We start from the raw sequence: 17,028 nt of genomic DNA, 5'->3' as shown, positions 1-17,028 counted from the left end.
CTGGCCTGCAAGGAGGCAGCCATGAAACTCACGGTCGGTATGACTCTGGCGAGTGCGGTCGACGGAGCGACGGTCATCGTCGTCCGCGCGACCGAGGGAGACGTCGAGCTCACCTCGGGCGGTCTACCCATGGTCGACCCGAAGGCGGGAGAGGCCCCCGGCGGGGAGCCGAACCCCGACCTGCTGGGTGGCACGCTCATCGGCAAGCGGTATGTCGATGCGGGCGACTCCATCGAGCTCTTGGCCACCAAGTCCGGCCAGGGGTCCCTCGCCATCGATGGCGAGCCCCTGAAGCTTCGGGACGCCAAGCCACTTCCGGCATCGGACTGAGGTCATCGACATGCACCTCGGGATGTTGCTGGACATGGCCTGCGACGCCTATGGCGATCGCCCTCTCATCGGTCGGACGGCAGACGGCTTCTCGGCCCCGGACCTGAGGCGACGCGCTCGCGCGGGGGCTGCGTTCCTCCGCGAGCGGGGCGCGCAGGCACTCGTCTACGTCGACGTCAACGGGCCGGCCTATCCCGTTGCGATGTTCTCGGCGGCCTACGCGGGTGTGCCCCTGGTGCCGGTGAACTATCGCCTGGGCGCCGAGCAGCTCGTCCACATCCTCAGCCAGCATCCCAGGTCGGTGGCGGTCACCGCCCCCGTGTCCCGAGCTCACGTCGAGTCCGTGGGTATCGAGAGCTTGACCCCGGAGGAATGGCTCTCGGCCACGGATCGCGACGACGACGGTTCAGACCCCGAGGAGTCCGACCAGCCGGCCATCATCATCTACACCAGCGGCACCACCTCGCAGCCCAAGGGGGTGCTTCTCCGGCACGACAACCTCGTGTCCTACGTCCTCGGATCGGTCGAGTTCGCCGGCGCGGGCGAGGAGGATGCCGCCCTCGTCAGCGTGCCGCCATACCACATCGCTGCGGTCGCCAACGTGCTGAGCAACCTGTATGCCGGGCGGCGGGCCATGGTCCTCGAGCAGTTCACGCCGGACGAATGGCTCTCCACCGTCCGCGACGAGCATGTGACGAATGCGCTGGTGGTTCCGACCATGCTCGCGCGGATCGTTGCCTCTGACGGCGATCTCTCGGTGCCGAGCCTGCGCAACCTCGCGTACGGCGGTGCCCCCATGCCCACCAGGATCATCGAGCAGGCACTGGCCCTCTGGCCGGATGTCGGTTTCGTCAACGCCTACGGACTGACGGAGACCTCGTCGACCGTCGCGGTGCTCGGGCCGGAGGAGCACCGGATCGCCTGGTCGAGCGACGACCCGGCGGTCAGGGCACGTCTGGGCTCCACGGGCCGCGTCCTGCCGACCGTCGATCTCGAGATCCGTGACCCGCTGGGGGAGGTGCTGCCGCCGGGCGAGGTCGGTGCCATCTGCGTGCGTGGCGACCAGGTGTCGGCGGAGTACGCCGGGGTCGGGAGGGCCCTTGACGACCGCGGGTACTTCGACACCCGCGACAAGGGTTACCTGGACGAGGAGGGCTACCTGTTCATCGGGGGTCGGGTCGACGACACGATCATCCGTGGTGGCGAGAACATCGCGCCCTCGGAGATCGAGAACGTCCTCCTGGGCCACCACGACGTCGAGGACTGCGCGGTCGTGGGGATCGCCGACGACGAGTGGGGCCAGCGGATCGAGGCAGCGGTCGTCCCTCGACCGGGGCGGTCCATCGATGCCGAGGGGCTGCGCGAGTACGTCCGCGATCACCTGCGCGGCAGCAAGACTCCCGATCGCATCCATGTGATGTCCGAGCTGCCCCGGACCGAGACCGGGAAGCTGGTGCGCCGCCACGTCGTCACTGCCATCAGGGAGGCGTCGACCTCTTCGGTCGACGCCTGAGCACGTGTCTACCGGCCGCCCACCCAGGTGCGGCTGACGTTTCCGGCGGCACACTCCACGAGGGCCTCCCGGAGCGGGCAGTGCAGCAGGCAGAGGTCTGCCGGCGCTCCCACCGTGATCCGGCGTGGCGGTCCGCCCGGGTCGTCGAGCGCGCTCAGGTAGCCGCGCAGCACGTCGGCGGGGGGGACCCCCTCGTCGTCGCCCACGGGTAGGCCGTGGCGTGAGAGCCGATCGCGGGCTGCCCTCATGGCCGCCCACGGGTCGGGATCGGCGTACGGCGCGTCGCTCGAGGACGTGACGCGCACACCGCGAGCGAGGAGCGCGGCATAGGGGTAGAGATAGGGCTGGTCCTGCGGCTCGGTCTCGACGAGATAGTCGTCCCCGCGCTCGAGCAGGAGGCGTGGTTGGGTGACCACACGCAGGTGAAGCCGTGCGATCCACTCGACGAGCTCTGGCGGGATGACGGCCCCGTGCTCGATCCGGTCGCCCTCCAGCACGCCTGCGTCGTCCAGCGCGGCCAGGGCGACGACGAGGGACGTCCGGGTCACGGAGTGGACGGCCACAGGCCGCCCCCGTCGGTGGACGTCACGGATGCGGGCGGAGATCTCGGCGGGGGTGGGGAGCGCGTGGTCGTGGAGGACGAGCTTGCGGGCCCCGACGACGGCCCAGGAGCCTCCTGCTGACGGGGGCACGGCGGTGAGGAGCGCGAGCCGTAGCCGGTGCGGCCCGGACGACAGGTGGCTGACGACGTGGTCGAGGGCGTCGGCCTCGAGGTCCGGGGAGGCGTCCGTCACGCCGGTGATGCCCAGGTCGCGCAGGTGCCGCTGGACCGCGCCGAGGTCGGGCAGGACACGCGGGGCGTACCCGGCAGCGGCGAGCCTGATCAGCTCGTCCCGTCGCCAGAACCTGCCGGTAGGCCTGCCGGCGGCGTCGCGCTCGACGCCCGCATCGTCGACGCCCGGCGTGTCCGGCACGCTCGCGAGGGCGCGGGTGTTGAGCACCCACAGGGCGCCGCTGCGGTGCTGCACGCGCACGGGAACGTCGGCACGTATCGCGTCGAGGGTCGTGCGGTCGAGGACCCGGTCATCCCGCTCGTGGTATCCCACGACCCTGACCCAGCCATCGGGTCCGACGGCCGCGGCCCTGATCGCATCCGGCCACCGCGTGCCTGCTCTCCCCAGATCGACCGAACCGTGCGCCGCAGCCATCGCCAGCAGGTGGAGATGGTGGTCGTGAAGGCCCGGCAGGAGCGCACCGCCGTGACCGTGAACGATCTCCGGCGAGCTCGACAGCGGGGCGAGCGATGGTCCGATATCGGACACCTGTCCCGCGAGGATGCGGACGTCCGTCCGCAGACCTTCCACCTCGACGTCGCGAAGGAGCAGCTCCCGGCTCATGGCGAGGCTCGCTGCCTGTCGACGTCGGGCCCGGCCGGGACGGTGCACAGGCGGGCCACGTCGTGCATCGACAGGTCGAGCAGCCACGCCCGGTCGCTGGTCAGTGCAGCGGTCGCCGCCAGCGCGGCATGCACGCCCGCCAGCGGGTCGGCGAGCGCGTCACCTGCGGGGAGGGGCTGCTCGGAGCGAGCCAGCAGCCCGGCACCCGCCGCGACGTCATCACCGAACCCCACCCAGTCCGACGAGCGTCCCCGTGCGGTGATGGAGAGCCACGTGGTGCCGGACGCCACGACGTCCGTGGCGCTGATGCCGAGGTGGGCCAGCGCCCGTGGTCGCGAGGCCTCGATCACCAGGTCCGCCTCGCGGATGACCTCGTCGAGGGAGGACCTGCCACGAGCCGTGGTGAGGTCCAGGCTGAGCTCCTCCGACCCCGCGTTCATCCGCTCGAAGAAGGCGCGAGAGCCCCGGCGGGCCCCGTCTGGGCGTTGGTCGCTCTCGACCTTGATCACGCGCAGCCCGGTGGCGCGAAGCAGTCGCGCGCACAGGGGACCCGCCCACAAGGAGGTCAGGTCGACGACGGTGTGGACCGTGCCCGCTCGCGACCGTCTGACGCCGCCGCCCGACGCCAGCAACCACGGCCGGTCGGCGCCGTAGTCAAGGACCCCCACGGGGGAGGCAGGGATGCCGAGCAGCTGGAGGCGGGCGGCCGCGTCGGCGGCGGGTCGCCCCCCCAGCCAGGCACCCACGGCTTCCCACGGGTCGGCTCCGACCGGCCCCTCAATGGCCGCGGGCAGGAGCTCGACGTCGGTGGGACGGGCCAGGGACAGGGCCACGTGCCCGACAGAGCACGGCAGGATGCCCATGGCCCCCCCGCAGGAGAACGGGGCGTTGCGGGTCAGGCCCAGCAGGGTGGCGCGTTCGCCGATCAGCTCGATGCCGGGCAGGAGAGCGCCCGTGAGCGAGGTGATCAGGGCCAGTGCCGCGCGCGCGGCCGAGGCGGGGTGGCCGCGCACGTCGAGGGGAGGGCCCGAGGCGAACCCGGTCAGGCTCTTGCCGCCCGACGCCGCCCAGTCCGTGGCCACGGGCGGAGACTCGCGCAGGTCACAGGTGGCCCCGGCGCCGAGCACGGGGTCGAGAGCAGGCACGAGTCGCCGGGCGTGGACGGCTGCCGCTCCGTCGCCCAGGATGCGCAGCTGTGCGGACACCCGGTCATCGTCGTCCATGCGGAGAGCGCCACAAAATCAGGTCCGCGCCGCACCATCGTGTCTCTGACCCCGGCCGCCTGCGCGGCACGAGCAGAGCGGCGTGCGGAAGGCTCGACCTGAGGCTGCTCAGCCGGTGCGGTCGACCGGGCCGTCCAGCCCGTCCACCAGGCCCCAGGCCTGGGCCGTCTCGATCCCGATGGGTGCTCCCGAGAGGGCTAGGTATGCCGTGCGCCAGCGCCCGATCCGCCGAGGGATGCTCACGGTGCCCCCCGCTCCGGGGATGAGTCCCATGCGGAGCTCGGGAAGCCGAAAGGTGGTGCCAGGGGAGGCCAGGACGGATCCGGCGAACGCGGGGACCTCGATCCCGGCGCCGATGCACGGCCCGTGCAGGTGTGCCGTGACACGTGCTGCGACCCGAGCCACCGCAGCTCCGGCCCCTTGCCGGAGGCGGATCAGGTGAGCCACGGACACGTCGTCCATGGTCCCGAACTCGTCAAGGTCCCCGCCGCTGCAGAAGGTCGGCCCCGACCCCGCCAGATGGACCTCCGTGATGGTCTCGTCCCACGCGGCGAGGTCGAGTGCCTCGACGAGGCCGTCCCGTATGGCGGCGGAGTAGGCGTTTCGGCGATCCGGTCGGTCGAGGACGACGCGCAGCACGTCACCGTGGCGAGCCACGCGCACGGGATCGACGGTGGCAGCGACAGGCCGTCGCGGCGTGGCGGATCTCCACCGCAGGAAGTCGCCGGAGGCCAGCAGGGAGGAGTACGCCAGAGACTCGGCGGCCAGACCGTCGGCGACCGACAGGGAGGACGTGAGCCGGAGGGTCTGGCACAGGATCGTCGCCGTGACCGGATGGGTCCGGACGGCATCCACGAGGCTGCCCAGTGCCGCCTCGGGATCCTCCACCGCCACCACCCAAGGGGGTGGCGCCGACGCCGACGCCGACGTCGACGCTGACGGGCACAGGGTCAGGTCCACCGCCCTGGCCACGGGTTCCAGCGACCGGGGGAGGGGGCCCGTGCTCCAGCCGACGACGGGGACGTGCGCGCGGGCGAGGCGGCTGACGGCGTGCTGCACTGCTTCGGGCTCGGCGCCCGTGCGATCCCCCAGGTCGACGACCACGACGGGTGCGAGGGGTCGGCCGCCGGGCGCGAGCTCCAGGTCAGCGGCTCCGTGGCCGAGGTCGTTCACCGAGACGTGCGTGGGAGCCGTCGCGTCACTCACCGAGCAGCTCCGTGCGTGCTGTCGAGGGGCGGTCGAACCATGCAGCCATCCTAGGTCCGGCTCGCCGACGTGGAGCGACTCACGGTTGCGGCTCGGGTCCGGCTCGCGTTGGTACGGTGACGGGACCTGGCACCACGACCTGAGCGACGGAGACACCCTGGACCCCACGGAGCGCCCCGAGCAGCCGCGGCGGGCCGGTGCGGACCGGCTGCCTCGGTGGTTGCGCGCGTCCCCGGAGGACCCGGAGCGACAGGCCCGGGTGTATGCCGGTCGCGCGCTGCTGGGAGTGCTGGTCGGCTGCGTGTGCGCGGTGCTCCTGCTGACCGCCATGTATCCCTCGCTGCGTTTCACCAACCAGCGTCCCGAGCGCACGACCGCCGCGCCGCCACCGCCCCCGTCCACGCGGGCCGCGCTGGCCCGGGCCGAGGCGGCTTCGGCGGCCGGCGTCCTGCGCACGCTCCTCGAGCCGGTCCCGGCGGGGATGCCGGCGGGTCTGGTCGACTCGTCGCCGGTGACGGGCACGGTGTCGCCAGCCGTGTCGCCGACCTGCGACACCCCCGTGTCGCCGGTGCTGTCCCGCTCGCGCACCTGGGCTCGTCCGCCCGGACCGGGTGGGTTCGGGTCCGGCGTGACGGTGACGGCCACGGCATACGGCCCTGGAGCCGGTGCACCGGCGCTCGACGCCATGCTCGTCGCCCGCCGCCAGTGCGTGGGAGAGGCGCGAGTCACGGCGGCCTCAGGGCTCGGCGTGCAGACGCTGCGGGCTTCGCAGACCAAGGGGGCGGTGGACACGCAGTCCGTGATGTTCCGCCGCGGGGACGTCGTGGTGTCCGTGTCGGGCACCGGCCTGCCGCTGCCGAAGGACGCGGCCGCCGACCTGGACCGGCGGCTGACCCAGCTGCTCGGGCCGGTGTGCGTCGACCAGGACTCCACCACGGCCGACTTCGCGCGCTCGCCGCTGATCGCGCGGACCGCGTTCAGGGGGCTGCAGGTGGCGCGCGGGGTGGACCTGCCGGGGCAGGGTTCGCCCCTGCCCGACCTGGTCTCGCCCCACGCCGGCACACCTCTGCCCGCCGCGGTCACCCCGACCCCGCCTCAGGCGCCCTACTGGCCCGAGCAGGCGCCCGACCCGGTGGTCAGCCCCACGGAGCCGCAGCCGCCGACGCCCTACCCGGTCCAGACGTCCTACCTCGCACCGGCCCCCGACGAGCGCGGGCCGGGCTGCGGCTGGGCCTTCACGGGCACGACGGCCCCGACCTACGACGAGCGGGCAGCCTCGGCCACGCAGGAGCAGCGCCGGCAGGCGGCCGTGACCGCCATGCAGGCGGCCGTCGCGGCCTACCCCGCCGCGGTGCAGGCCTACGAGCAGGCCTGGCAGCGCTACCAGGGCGAGGCGCAGGCCTACACCGACTACGCCGTCGCGGCGCAGCAGGTCGAGAGTGCGTGGGCCGCGATCCGGGCCCAGCAGGAGGCCTACCGGTTCGCGCTCGAGGGCTACCAGCAGGCCCTCGCCGCCTACGACGCGGAGACCCAGCGCCGCCAGGACCTGGCGACGGCGTACGCGTCGGCGGTCACCGCCTGCGCGACCGTCACGCCCCCTCCGTGGACCGATCCGGCGCAACCGTCGCCGACGGCACCCGGCTGCCCTCCGACCCGTGACCCGGTCCTCGACCTCCCGCCGCCCGCGTCGCCCACGTCACCGTCCCCGCCGCCCGACCCACGTCCCACCCCGAGGCGCTGACGATGACCATCCCGTATGACGACCGGCCTGGCGGCCGGCAGCCCGCCCCGCGGCGACGGACCCTCACGGCCTGGCTGGTGGGTCTCGCGACGGCCTCCGGCCTCGCCACCGCTGCCACCGTCGCGCCCGCCGTGATGATGACGGGGGCGGCGGCCAACAGCGTCGCGGACTACTGGGACGCCCTGCCGAGCACCCTGCCGATCGAGCCGGTCCCGCAGCGGTCCACGATCCTCGCGGCGGACGGCAGCACCATCGCCACGTTCTACTCCGAGAACCGCGTCGAGCTGCCGCTGGCGCAGATCGCGCCCATCGCGCGCCGGGCCGTCGTCGCGGTGGAGGACGACCGCTTCTACGAGCACGGTGGGGTCGACCTGCGCGGCACCCTGCGAGCTCTGGTCAACAACGCCGGCGACGGGGGGAGGCAGGGCGGGTCGACCCTGACGCAGCAGTACGTCAAGAACGTCCTGCTCAACAACGCCGAGACGGCGCAGGACCGCGCCCGGGCCACCGAGACGACGATCACGCGCAAGGCGCAGGAGGCCAAGCTCGCGGCCGCGCTCAACCGGTCTATGAGCAAGGACGACATCCTGCAGGGCTACCTCAACATCGCCTACTACGGCGACGGGGCCTACGGCATCGGCACCGCCGCGCAGCACTTCTTCTCCGTCCCGGCGTCCCGACTGACCCTCACCCAGGCCGCGCTGCTCGCGGGTCTGGTCCAGAACCCCTACGGCTACAACCCGATGGTGCACCCCGAGCAGGCGCTGAAGCGCCGCAACGTCGTGCTGGCGCGCATGCGCGACACGGGGGTCATCACGGCGCAGGAGGCGGCCCAGGCGCAGCGAGCACCGTTGGGGCTCAAACCGTCCGAGGCCGCCAACGGCTGCACGGCCAGCCGCTACCCGTTCTACTGCCAGTGGGTGAGGGACTCGCTCGAGCGGGACACGACGTTCGGCGCCACCCCCGCGCAGCGCCGCCGGTTCATGAACTCCGGGCTGACGATCCGGACCGCCCTGCAGCCGAGGCTCGCGGACCAGGCGCAGCGATCCGCCGACGAGGCGCTCGGGCGTGACAACCAGTTCGCCGCCGGCGTCGCGGTCGTCCAGCCGGGCACCGGGCACGTCGTGGCGTTCGCCCAGAACCGCTCGTTCGGTCTGGGGCAGGGCCGGACCAACCAGATCTATCCGGCGCTGACGGCCTTTCAGCCGGGCTCGACCTTCAAACCCATCACGTATGCCGCGGCGCTCGAGGGCGGCTTCCCCGTCAACGGCGTCCAGGACGCGCCCGCGCGCTACCGCCCGGACAAGCTGAGCTATCCGCCTGGGGGATACCGCAACTCGATGGCGGCCGACGCGGGCCGGCTCACGGCCGGTCAGGCGCTCGCCCGCTCGTCCAACACGTGGTTCGTCATGCTGGAGGAGCAGGTCGGCGTGCCCAAGGTGGTCCAGATGGCCAACCGGCTCGGGATGACCTTGCCCGCCGACAAGATCGGGGCGGACGAGGGGTCCACGACCCTGGGGACGCACGACGCGTCACCGATCCAGGTGGCCTCCGTCTACGCGTCCTTCGCGGCCCACGGCAGGGTGTGCAAGCCGGTCGGGATCGTGTCGATCACCGGCGCGGACGGCAAGCCGCGCAAGGCCCCCGACCCGCAGTGCCACCAGGAGATCCGGCCCGGCATCGCCGACGCCGTCACCGCCGGCCTCGTCGAGACGGTCGACGGGCCCGATCCCTACCGCACCGGCAAGCGCCTCTCGATCGGGCGCCCGGTCGCCGGCAAGACCGGGACCATGGACGGCAACGCGTCCGTCTGGTTCGCCGGCTACACGCCCCAGTTCGCGACCGCGGTGTGGGTCGGGGATCCCCGTGGAGGCCAGAAGTACCCCATCAACAGCGTGCGGCTCTACGGCCGCCGGATCGGCTCCGTCTTCGGCTCCACGGCGGCCGGACCGATCTGGCAGGACGCCATGCGGTCCATGCACGAGGGGCTCCCCGTCCAGGGCTTCGCGCCCGTCGGGCCGGCCGAGCTGGCCGGCACCCACGCCGTGATGCCCGACGTCCGGGGGCTCGGCCGCGACCAGGCCGTGCGCGTGCTGCAGGACTCGGGCTTCGACGTCACGCTGGCCCCGACGGCTGCGGGTCCAGATCCGTTGCGCCCCAAGGATGTCGTGGCCGCGCAGACCCCAGCGCCCGGCACGGCGGTGGGTCTGTCCGGCAAGGCCACGATCACCCTCAGCGCCGGCTCCGACCTGACCGTTCGACTGCCCGACGTCCCGTAACCTCGATTTGGGCTGCACGTCACCCATCGGCTATCGTTTCTACGCGCACCACGGCGTGGTGCAGGCGGACATAGCTCAGTTGGTAGAGCGCAACCTTGCCAAGGTTGAGGTCGCCGGTTCGAGCCCGGTTGTCCGCTCCGACGAGGGGCGCGAGAGATCGCGCCCCTCGCCCTAGGGCGATTGGCGCAGCGGTAGCGCGCTTCCTTGACACGGAAGAGGTCACTGGTTCAAACCCAGTATCGCCCACCACATCAGACCCCCTCTGGCCAGCAGCGATGCGGCCGAGGGGTTCGTGCGTCTGGGGCCAGAGGTCCTGATCGTGGCCGCCGGGGCTCAACCCTGGCGGGACGTCCTGGCGTCACGAAGGCCCGGTGCCCTCACCACGTGAGAGCACCGGGCCTTCGACATACGGGAGAGGGGCTGCGGCTCAGGCGACCGGGCGCACCGGCATCCGCTGGATGTCCAGGATGTGGCGCAGGCGCCGCAGGATCTGGGACAGCAGCCGCGAGACCTGCACCTGGCTGACACCGATCTCGTCGGCGATCTCCTGCTGCGTCATCTCGGAGAAGTAGCGCAGCTCGATGATCTTGCGCTGACGCGGGGTCAGGCAGTCCAGGAGGGTGTGGACGGTCATCTCGTCCATCAGGTTGTTGAGGTCGTCGTCGTCGTCCGGGATCAGGTGACCCAGGGTCGTGGACGAGCCCTCGCCGGTCGGGTGCTCGAGCGACAGCGGCTGGTAGCCGGTGGCGGCGCGCTCGACGTCGGCGAGCTCCTGCGCGGTCAGGCCCAGGGCGTCGGCCACCTCGGTCGAGGTGGGGGCGCGGCCGAGCTTCTGCTCGAGCTCCTGTTGGGTCTCGCGGACGCGCGGACGCAGCTCCTGCAGGCGGCGCGGAGGACGCACCGACCAGCACTTGTCACGGAAGTGCTTGCGCAGCTCACCGATGATGGTGGGCGTCGCGAAGTCGATCAGGCTGACCCCGTGCGAAGGGTCGTAGCGCAGGACGGCCATGACCAGGCCGAGGTTGGCGACCTGCTCGAGGTCGTCGCTGGGCTCCCCGCGGTTGCGGTAGCGGCTCGCGAGCCGCTTGGCCAGCGACAGGTTGTCGGAGATGACCTTGTTGTAGACGGCCTGCCGCTCCTCGGGCGGGAGGTCGGGAACCGTGGCTAGGAGTCGCTCGGACTCCCCGTCGCCGACGGGCCGCACGTGGGGGAGGCCGAAGACGATGTGGTGAGAAGACGTGCTCAAAGAGAGACCTCGATCGTTGTCGGGGTAAGACAGGCCGTCTTCTAGACCTGCGGACCGGCCGGCACGCGCAGGGACACCCTCGGTACCAACCTTGTCAGCGATACTACCCACGGATGGCGGCACAACCCCAGCTTTGCGAAAAACACAGGTTGTGACCGGACCAATCGGGTCAATGACGTGCATCGACGTGCAAAAGGGGCGCAGGTATGACGGAGCGTGACTGGGCGTGGAGGCGTCGACTGAGGGCGGATCCGCGCAGCCACGCCATCTATCGGCTCGTTGTCGGAGCCGTCGGTCTGGTCATCGTGGTGGTCGGTCTGATCCTGGTGCCGTTCCCGGGCCCGGGGTGGCTGATCGTCTTCCTCGGCGTCCTGGTGTGGGCCACGGAGTTCGAATGGGCCCAGCGCCTGCACGAGTGGGGGATGGGGCACCTGCGGCGGTGGAACGACTGGCTCATGCGCCAGGCCGTGTGGGTGCGCGCGGCCGTCGGTCTCGCCACCGCCGCGTTCGTCGGGCTGGTCGTCCTGACGACCATGGCGATCACCGGCGTACCCTCCTGGCTGCCCGACCCGGTCGAGCGCCCGCTGGCCGATCTGCTGCCCTGAGACCCGATTTCGTGCTGGGCCCCGACACCGGATAAGATGCCGGAGTTGCCCGCCACGGCGGGCGCCTGGACGTGTAGCTCAGTTGGTTAGAGCGTTCGCTTCACACGCGAGAGGTCAGGGGTTCGAGTCCCTTCACGTCCACCCCACGCACAAGGCTCGAACCCTTGCCAACGGAAACGTTGGTTGAGGTTCGGGCGTTGTCGGCGTCTGCGGCCCAGGTCAGGGCGTTGGCGTTGACCTGCGGATCGAGGAGCATCTCGAAGGGCCGGTTGTGCTCGACGCGCAGCTCGTTGTCCTCGTCGATGAAGACCTTGGTGAAGAACGCCTGGTTGCACAGCCGCCGGTTGGTGTCGTCGCAGCGGGTGTAGATATCGGCGCAGTTGGCGAGCAGGCCGAGGGCGTCGCCGAGGTGGGCGCGGGCGTCGGCGTAGTCGCCGTGGTGGGCGTCGATGCGGCGGGTCACTTGGTCGAGTTCGGCGACGATCCGATCCTGTTCGCGCTTGAGCACTGAGAGCGGGATCGCGTCGGCGTAGTGCGCCTGCATGAGACGGTCCTGCTCGCCTTCGAGCCGGTCGCGGTTGGTGGTGAGTCGTTCCAGTTCTTCGGTTTCGGCGGCCATGAGTCGGTCGAACTCGTGGTGGAGCATCCCTGCGAGGGCGTCTTGCTGGGCGGGCGTGATCTGGACGCGGGTGTAGTAGTCCTCGACGAGCTTCTCGACGTCTTCGATGAGCATCGCCTGGCGCGTGCAGTCGGTGCGCTTGGAGTGCCGACCCGAGCACACGAAGTAGCGGTAGACGTTGCCGTGCCGGTTCTTCGCGTTCGAGACGATGAGCCGGGACCCGCACTGGCCGCAGTGGACGGTGCCTTTGAGGTAGTGGCCGTGGACTTGGGTCGCCTCGACGGCGCACTGGTGCGCGGTGAGCACGGACTGGACCTGGTACCAGACCTCGGCAGGCACGAGCGCCGGGTGGTTGCCCTTGTAGCGGGTGCCTCGGTAGATGACATCGCCCTTGTAGTACGGGTTGGTCAGGAGCCGATGGATGGTAGACACCGCCAACGGCTTCGCCGGCCGCTTCGGCGTCGGCAGGCTGCGCAGCCCCCGCGAGGTGAGTTCGTCGTGGAGCTGGCTCACGCTCCAGTTACCTGAGGCGTACGCCTTGAACGCCCACTCGATCATCGGCGCCCGCTCAGGATCGAGCTCGATGGTGCGGACTTCACGCCCGAGCTCGTCGCGCTTGCGGACGTTCAGATAGCCGATGGGCGCGCGCCCGTTCGTGCCGCCACCGATGGCCTTCTGGGTCATGCCCTTGGCGACCTCGGTGGCGAGGTTCCGAGAGTAGAACTCGGCGATGGTGGACATGATGCCGTGCAGCAGCATCCCGGAAGGGGTCTCGTCGATGTTCTCCGACGCGGACACAAGCATGACCCCGCACTGTTGGAGTGCGAGGTGGATGCTCACGTCGTCGGCGCGGTTCCTGGCGAGCCGGTCGACCTTGTGAACGATGCAGTACGCGACCTTGTTGGCCTTGACGTACTGGATCATCCGCATCAGCTCGGGCCGGTCGGACGACTTGGCTGAGGCTCCCGCGTCGACGAACTCCTCAACGATGCCGGCACCGAGCTGTTGGGCCTTGCGCCGGGTCGCTTCGCGCTGGGCCGGGATCGAGAAGCCCTCGTCGGTCCCGCCCTTCTCGGCCTGCTCGCGGGTCGAGACCCGCAGGTACGACACGGCGGCAGCCATTGTCTTGGGCGGGTCGATGAGGCTGACAGCCGGATCATCGGCAATGGTGGTCATCGGGGGCTCACTCTCACGCGGTTCGACCCTCGCGCTCCCAACTGTTCGTGGGAGGGGTGTTGATCGTGAGAGCAGCCGATGAAGGCTGTAGGGCGAGACCCGATGGTCTCGGTGCGTGTTGCCCGCCGAGCGGCGAGGTTTAGGCCACAACACCCCGCATCGCGAGGCTTGCACGGTTGATTCTACCGGGCGGCTTCTGGGGCGGCCAGGACATTCGTCGGCGCCCGGTAGGTGTCGGGGACCCGATCGGCCGCGCGGGCCGCGCGGCTCTCGCCGGTCTCCTGCAACGTCAGCCGGATGAGAACCTCGGCGAGCTTGTGCAGGTCGGCGCGTTCGCGGTGGATGGCACGTACGGAGAACGACCGCTCCTCATACGGGCGTCGATCGGTCTTCTTGGCGTAGCGGCTCATCGGTCTACGGCGCTTCGTCGTCGTCCAGGCTGGCGTAGAACTCGTCTTCGGCCTCCTGGCGCTTGCGGACTTGCGCGATGACGAACTCGGCGAATTCGGTGTCGCGGTCGGTGAAGGTGAAGTCCTGGATCGTCGGCGCCGGGTCCTCACCAGGCCAAGCAGCTTGCCGGGTCGGGCGGTCTCGGTCTCCACGAGTACCGCAGGCGGTGACCCAGTAGCGAAGGCGCTCTCGTGCGTCGGCGAAGTCGCGGTGCCAGCCGAGCGGCGCGGAGGCGTTCTGCTCGGGGTCGTAGGCACCGAGCCAATGCAGGTGCAGCGCCGACAGCTCCCAAACCATCTCCGGGTGGTGATGCCAGAACGGCGGCACCACCGCGACGGTGAGGCCGTAGCTGCGACGCAGCCAATCAACCCACCGGTTCAGCGCGAGCCATTCCTGCTCCAGCTCGTGCGCCGTCAGCAGGTTCCAGTTCACGGGGTGAGGCGGCTCGGGCATGTCCGCGTTGGTGACACGGGGCGGCCCGTCGAAGACGTCCGGCTCATCCATCTCATGCTGATCGTTCATGGTGCTGTCGCTCCCGAACTCACATGGAGACCGGGGCGTGCGCCGCGGTCGCTGCTCGCTGCGTCGGCTCGTACGCCGCTGCGTCCCGGCCGACTCCATTGCGCGGCGTGCGGTCCACCTCGTAGCGGGTTCGCGCGGCGTCATGGCCGATCTTCTTGGCAACGAACTCCTCGCCCTCGATCGCCTGACCGTTGCGCTCGTAGCTGACCGGCCGCGTGTAGCCCTCGGCGACGAAGTTGTCGCCCTGCGCGAAGTTCGCGTGTGCATGCTCGGCCGACCGTCCGGACATCACCAGGTGGTGGTAGGTCGTCTCGGTCTGGGTGAACGAGCCGTCTTCCTCGCGGCGGAAGTGCTCCTTGCCAATGCGGGCGAAGAACCTCGCGTCGCCCTTGGCCGTCTCGGTGAGCAACGGCTCCGAGGCGATGAAGCCTGACAGTGACTCCTGGGTATGAATGGCCATGATGGCGTCCTCCTGAACTCGGGCGACCAGCTGCACGTGGTCGCTGTGTCAGGCAGGTACGCCCCGGCACCCAGAGTCGTCAGGATGCGGGGCTGCGCAGGAGAGCTTCGAGCTCCGCGCGATCGCTGCGGAGCTGCGCGGCATCCTGCCGGGAGTGCCAGGCGCGTAGGTCGGTGACGATGGGTGATGCGGAGCGGAGCATGGTGATGCCGGTGCCGAACGGCAGCGTGCGGATGCGGTCTGGCGGCAGGATCGGCACGCGGCGGATGGAGCGTTGGTTGGAGCGGGTACCGCCGTCCCCGAGAGTCACCGAGTCGGTGTACTCGTCGCGTTCGCCGATGAGGGTGGAGAGGTCTTGGAGATCGCGGCTGTTGGAGGCGCCGCCGAGGATGATCTTGACGATGCTGGCGTCCCAGATCGCGCCCGCCTGGTGCTCGCTCCACCGGTCGCGGGCTTGGGCGAGCGACTGCAACACCGGCATGGTCGTGATCCCCGTGCCACCACCTTCAGCCATGAGCGTCGGGAGCGACGACAGGGGCGCAAGGTTCCCGATCTCGTCGAGCGCGAGCAGCAGCGGCGGATCGAGTCGGGTTCCGGGTGAGCGGGCGGCGAGCCTGCGGGCGGTTTCGATGAGGTCTTCGACGAACGCCGCAACCAGCGATGCCGATGCACCGGCACCGGCTCCGGTGGCGAGCAGGTAGAGGGTGCCCTGCTCGGCGAGGAACGTTTCGGGGTCGAACTGCTCGTCCGGCCCGGGTGACACCGCGTCGAGCACTCGCGGGTCAGCAAGGGCGGCGAGGGCGAGGGAGACGCCTTGCCAGATGCTGTCCCGGGTCTTGGGGTCGGCGTCGATCATCGCGGCCAGCGAGTCGTCCCACCCCATCGCGGCGTTCGGGTGGGAGTTGAGGATCGAGACCGCTTCCGACGCGGCCGAGGGGTCGAGTGTCCATCTGAACAGTTCGGCTGGTGGCCTGGCGTCGAGGGCTGCGGCGTGCAGCAGGCTTTGTAGTGCAGTGCGGGTCTTGCCTTCCCAGAAGCCGCCGGACTCCACCCCACCAGCGCTCAGGCCGGTGGCGGCGGCGAGGCCGTTGGCGCGGATCATCGCGGTCAGTGGGTCGTGGCAGCCGCGCACGGGTGACCAGCGCAGCCCGGCAGGGATGCCCTCGGCCAAGTGTTGGGGGTCGAACACCGCGACCGGTCCGCCGCGACGGCGGCGGGCGCGGAGGGTGGCGGTGAGGTTGTCGGGCCGGGTGCTGGTGGTGACGACCGCGCCGGGTGCGTCGAGGATCGCGTTGATGACCACATGGAGGCCCTTGCCGGAGCGGGGCGGGCCGATCAGCAGGATCGAGTCCTCCACCGATGCCCAGACCTTCGTGCCGCGACTGGCTCCGAGCAGGTAGCCGACATCCTCCGGCGTTGGAGATTCCAGCGACGGCCGCAGCGTCCCAGCGCGATGTAGCAGTGCCTTCGCTGACGCGGCTGTCTTCACTTCCTGGCGGGTGGCGATCCCGGCGAGGCGGTGAGGGTCGGTCTCGATCTTCCTGGTGTGGTGGCGCAGCACGATCCAGACCCACACGGTCCCGGCGGCGAGCCCACCGAGCATGACGGCACTGACGATCCAGTAGACGACCGGGTTGAGCCCCTCGGCACCCAGCGCGGTCGCAGGATCGGCGGGGTTGAACAGCACCCCGAGGCCCGCAGCTGGGCCGGCGTCTGGTTGCGGGAGGCCGGTGAGGAACGCGGTGACGCTGCCGGCTGCGCGCAGGACGAGCGCGATGCCGAACATTCCGATCAGCCCGATGAGGGCGGCGTTGGTGAGTTCGTCGCCCATGCTCCCGGCTTGTCGCGGGTTCATGTCAGCCGCCGCACCGCGAACGTGCCCGAGATGCGCCCGAGCAGAATCACTTCTTGCCCAGCGTCGTAGGGCAGGGTGTCGAGGTCGATGAGCGCGCGGGCGGCGCCGGTTCCGGCGGCGTCGGTGTGGGAGACGATCACAGCGACGACGACATCCTCACCGGGAACGAACCCGTCGGCGGCGACCTCCATCAAGCGAGGCACCCGGCGTGCGTGACGGCTCCGCCGTGTCTCCGGCATCGGCCTCTTGGGCAGGGGCGCGGCCCGTCGGGGTGTGCGGGGGTGGATGATGTCGGTGAAGACGCTCCCGTCGCACTCACGCACCTCCACCCGCACAGCAACGGTTCGGTCCTTGGTGATGGCATCCATGAGCGGCCCGAAAGTCGTCGGGACTGCTGCAGGGGTAG

Annotated in this window: 15 protein-coding genes, 3 tRNA genes and 1 pseudogene; 9 read left to right on the top strand and 10 right to left on the bottom strand. The window is 70.7% G+C overall.

Annotated elements, in window-relative coordinates; translation table 11 throughout:
* Window positions 1-21: 21 nt before the first annotated feature.
* Window positions 22-330, top strand: coding sequence for a hypothetical protein (locus tag B2P18_RS10240; RefSeq protein ID WP_286958438.1), 309 nt, complete (start codon window positions 22-24; stop codon window positions 328-330).
* Between the two features lie 10 nt (window positions 331-340).
* The gene (locus B2P18_RS10235; RefSeq protein ID WP_286958439.1) at window positions 341-1,843 is read left to right on the top strand and encodes a class I adenylate-forming enzyme family protein; all 1,503 of its coding nucleotides are present in this window, start codon (window positions 341-343) and stop codon (window positions 1,841-1,843) included.
* A gap of 8 nt (window positions 1,844-1,851) precedes the next feature.
* On the opposite strand, the gene B2P18_RS10230 is transcribed toward B2P18_RS10235, so the two are convergent.
* From B2P18_RS10230 to B2P18_RS10220, 3 genes are all read right to left on the bottom strand, one after another.
* Window positions 1,852-3,240, bottom strand: a complete 1,389-nt coding sequence (locus B2P18_RS10230; protein WP_286958440.1) for an amidohydrolase family protein — start codon at window positions 3,238-3,240, stop codon at window positions 1,852-1,854.
* Window positions 3,237-4,445 carry a CoA transferase gene (locus tag B2P18_RS10225; RefSeq protein ID WP_286958442.1) on the bottom strand — a complete coding sequence of 403 codons (1,209 nt, stop codon included), beginning with the start codon at window positions 4,443-4,445 and terminating at the stop codon, window positions 3,237-3,239. The genes B2P18_RS10230 and B2P18_RS10225 overlap by 4 nt, the downstream gene beginning before the upstream one ends.
* Before the next feature lie 126 nt (window positions 4,446-4,571).
* Window positions 4,572-5,669: an enoyl-CoA hydratase/isomerase family protein gene (locus B2P18_RS10220; protein ID WP_286958443.1), complete on the bottom strand. Its 1,098-nt coding sequence runs from the start codon at window positions 5,667-5,669 to the stop codon at window positions 4,572-4,574.
* An 85-nt stretch (window positions 5,670-5,754) separates the two neighbouring features.
* Here B2P18_RS10220 and B2P18_RS10215 point away from each other — a divergent pair, with 85 nt between their 5' ends.
* The 4 genes from B2P18_RS10215 (at window position 5,755) to B2P18_RS10200 (ending at window position 9,938) form a co-directional block, all read left to right on the top strand.
* Window positions 5,755-7,410 carry a hypothetical protein gene (locus B2P18_RS10215; RefSeq protein ID WP_286958717.1) on the top strand — a complete coding sequence of 552 codons (1,656 nt, stop codon included), beginning with the start codon at window positions 5,755-5,757 and terminating at the stop codon, window positions 7,408-7,410.
* A gap of 2 nt (window positions 7,411-7,412) precedes the next feature.
* Window positions 7,413-9,689 carry a transglycosylase domain-containing protein gene (locus tag B2P18_RS10210; protein ID WP_286958713.1) on the top strand — a complete coding sequence of 759 codons (2,277 nt, stop codon included), beginning with the start codon at window positions 7,413-7,415 and terminating at the stop codon, window positions 9,687-9,689.
* Window positions 9,690-9,753: 64 nt separating this feature from the next.
* Window positions 9,754-9,826 (top strand) — tRNA-Gly (locus B2P18_RS10205).
* A gap of 37 nt (window positions 9,827-9,863) precedes the next feature.
* A tRNA-Val gene (locus B2P18_RS10200) sits at window positions 9,864-9,938 on the top strand.
* Window positions 9,939-10,116: 178 nt separating this feature from the next.
* Here the strand turns inward: B2P18_RS10200 and B2P18_RS10195 are convergent.
* The gene (locus B2P18_RS10195) at window positions 10,117-10,935 is read right to left on the bottom strand and encodes a SigB/SigF/SigG family RNA polymerase sigma factor (RefSeq protein ID WP_286958447.1); all 819 of its coding nucleotides are present in this window, start codon (window positions 10,933-10,935) and stop codon (window positions 10,117-10,119) included.
* Window positions 10,936-11,141: 206 nt separating this feature from the next.
* Between B2P18_RS10195 and B2P18_RS10190 the strand changes: the two genes are divergently transcribed.
* The 3 genes from B2P18_RS10190 to B2P18_RS10180 all read left to right on the top strand — a co-directional run bounded on the left by B2P18_RS10190 (window position 11,142) and on the right by B2P18_RS10180 (window position 12,051).
* Window positions 11,142-11,540, top strand: a complete 399-nt coding sequence (locus B2P18_RS10190; protein WP_019286011.1) for a TIGR02611 family protein — start codon at window positions 11,142-11,144, stop codon at window positions 11,538-11,540.
* Between the two features lie 67 nt (window positions 11,541-11,607).
* A tRNA-Val gene (locus B2P18_RS10185) sits at window positions 11,608-11,681 on the top strand.
* Window positions 11,682-11,811: 130 nt separating this feature from the next.
* Complete coding sequence (locus B2P18_RS10180) at window positions 11,812-12,051, top strand: hypothetical protein (RefSeq protein WP_232004094.1); 240 nt, start codon at window positions 11,812-11,814, stop codon at window positions 12,049-12,051.
* A 243-nt stretch (window positions 12,052-12,294) separates the two neighbouring features.
* Here the strand turns inward: B2P18_RS10180 and B2P18_RS10175 are convergent.
* The 6 genes and pseudogenes from B2P18_RS10175 to B2P18_RS10150 form a co-directional block, all read right to left on the bottom strand.
* Window positions 12,295-13,281 (bottom strand): annotated as a pseudogene (locus B2P18_RS10175) (recombinase family protein); the annotation flags it as partial.
* 236 nt (window positions 13,282-13,517) lie between these two features.
* Window positions 13,518-13,745: a hypothetical protein gene (locus B2P18_RS10170; protein WP_044636312.1), complete on the bottom strand. Its 228-nt coding sequence runs from the start codon at window positions 13,743-13,745 to the stop codon at window positions 13,518-13,520.
* 4 nt (window positions 13,746-13,749) lie between these two features.
* Window positions 13,750-14,289 (bottom strand): hypothetical protein, encoded by a 540-nt coding sequence (locus tag B2P18_RS10165; protein WP_286959020.1) that lies wholly within the window; start codon window positions 14,287-14,289, stop codon window positions 13,750-13,752.
* A gap of 37 nt (window positions 14,290-14,326) precedes the next feature.
* Window positions 14,327-14,767 carry a single-stranded DNA-binding protein gene (locus tag B2P18_RS10160; protein WP_286959017.1) on the bottom strand — a complete coding sequence of 147 codons (441 nt, stop codon included), beginning with the start codon at window positions 14,765-14,767 and terminating at the stop codon, window positions 14,327-14,329.
* Window positions 14,768-14,846: 79 nt separating this feature from the next.
* Window positions 14,847-16,622: a type IV secretory system conjugative DNA transfer family protein gene (locus B2P18_RS10155; protein WP_286958705.1), complete on the bottom strand. Its 1,776-nt coding sequence runs from the start codon at window positions 16,620-16,622 to the stop codon at window positions 14,847-14,849.
* The coding region (locus tag B2P18_RS10150; protein WP_286958694.1) for a hypothetical protein at window positions 16,619-17,028 on the bottom strand (410 nt) is incomplete at its 5' end. The genes B2P18_RS10155 and B2P18_RS10150, both read right to left, overlap by 4 nt.

The sequence above is a fragment of the Arsenicicoccus sp. UBA2120 genome (assembly GCF_002330965.1).
Lineage (GTDB): Bacteria > Actinomycetota > Actinomycetes > Actinomycetales > Dermatophilaceae > Arsenicicoccus > Arsenicicoccus bolidensis.
Note: the sequence above shows the minus strand (reverse complement) of the source record. Positions and strands in the feature narration are given on the sequence as shown.

Coding starts and splice junctions, on each gene's coding strand:
- B2P18_RS10240 (WP_286958438.1), top strand. CDS start 22: ATGAAACTCACGGTCGGTATGACTCTGGCGAGTGCGGTCGACGGAGCG.
- B2P18_RS10235 (WP_286958439.1), top strand. CDS start 341: ATGCACCTCGGGATGTTGCTGGACATGGCCTGCGACGCCTATGGCGAT.
- B2P18_RS10230 (WP_286958440.1), bottom strand. CDS start 3,240: ATGAGCCGGGAGCTGCTCCTTCGCGACGTCGAGGTGGAAGGTCTGCGG.
- B2P18_RS10210 (WP_286958713.1), top strand. CDS start 7,413: ATGACCATCCCGTATGACGACCGGCCTGGCGGCCGGCAGCCCGCCCCG.
- B2P18_RS10190 (WP_019286011.1), top strand. CDS start 11,142: ATGACGGAGCGTGACTGGGCGTGGAGGCGTCGACTGAGGGCGGATCCG.
- B2P18_RS10170 (WP_044636312.1), bottom strand. CDS start 13,745: ATGAGCCGCTACGCCAAGAAGACCGATCGACGCCCGTATGAGGAGCGG.
- B2P18_RS10165 (WP_286959020.1), bottom strand. CDS start 14,289: ATGGATGAGCCGGACGTCTTCGACGGGCCGCCCCGTGTCACCAACGCG.
- B2P18_RS10160 (WP_286959017.1), bottom strand. CDS start 14,767: ATGGCCATTCATACCCAGGAGTCACTGTCAGGCTTCATCGCCTCGGAG.
- B2P18_RS10155 (WP_286958705.1), bottom strand. CDS start 16,622: ATGAACCCGCGACAAGCCGGGAGCATGGGCGACGAACTCACCAACGCC.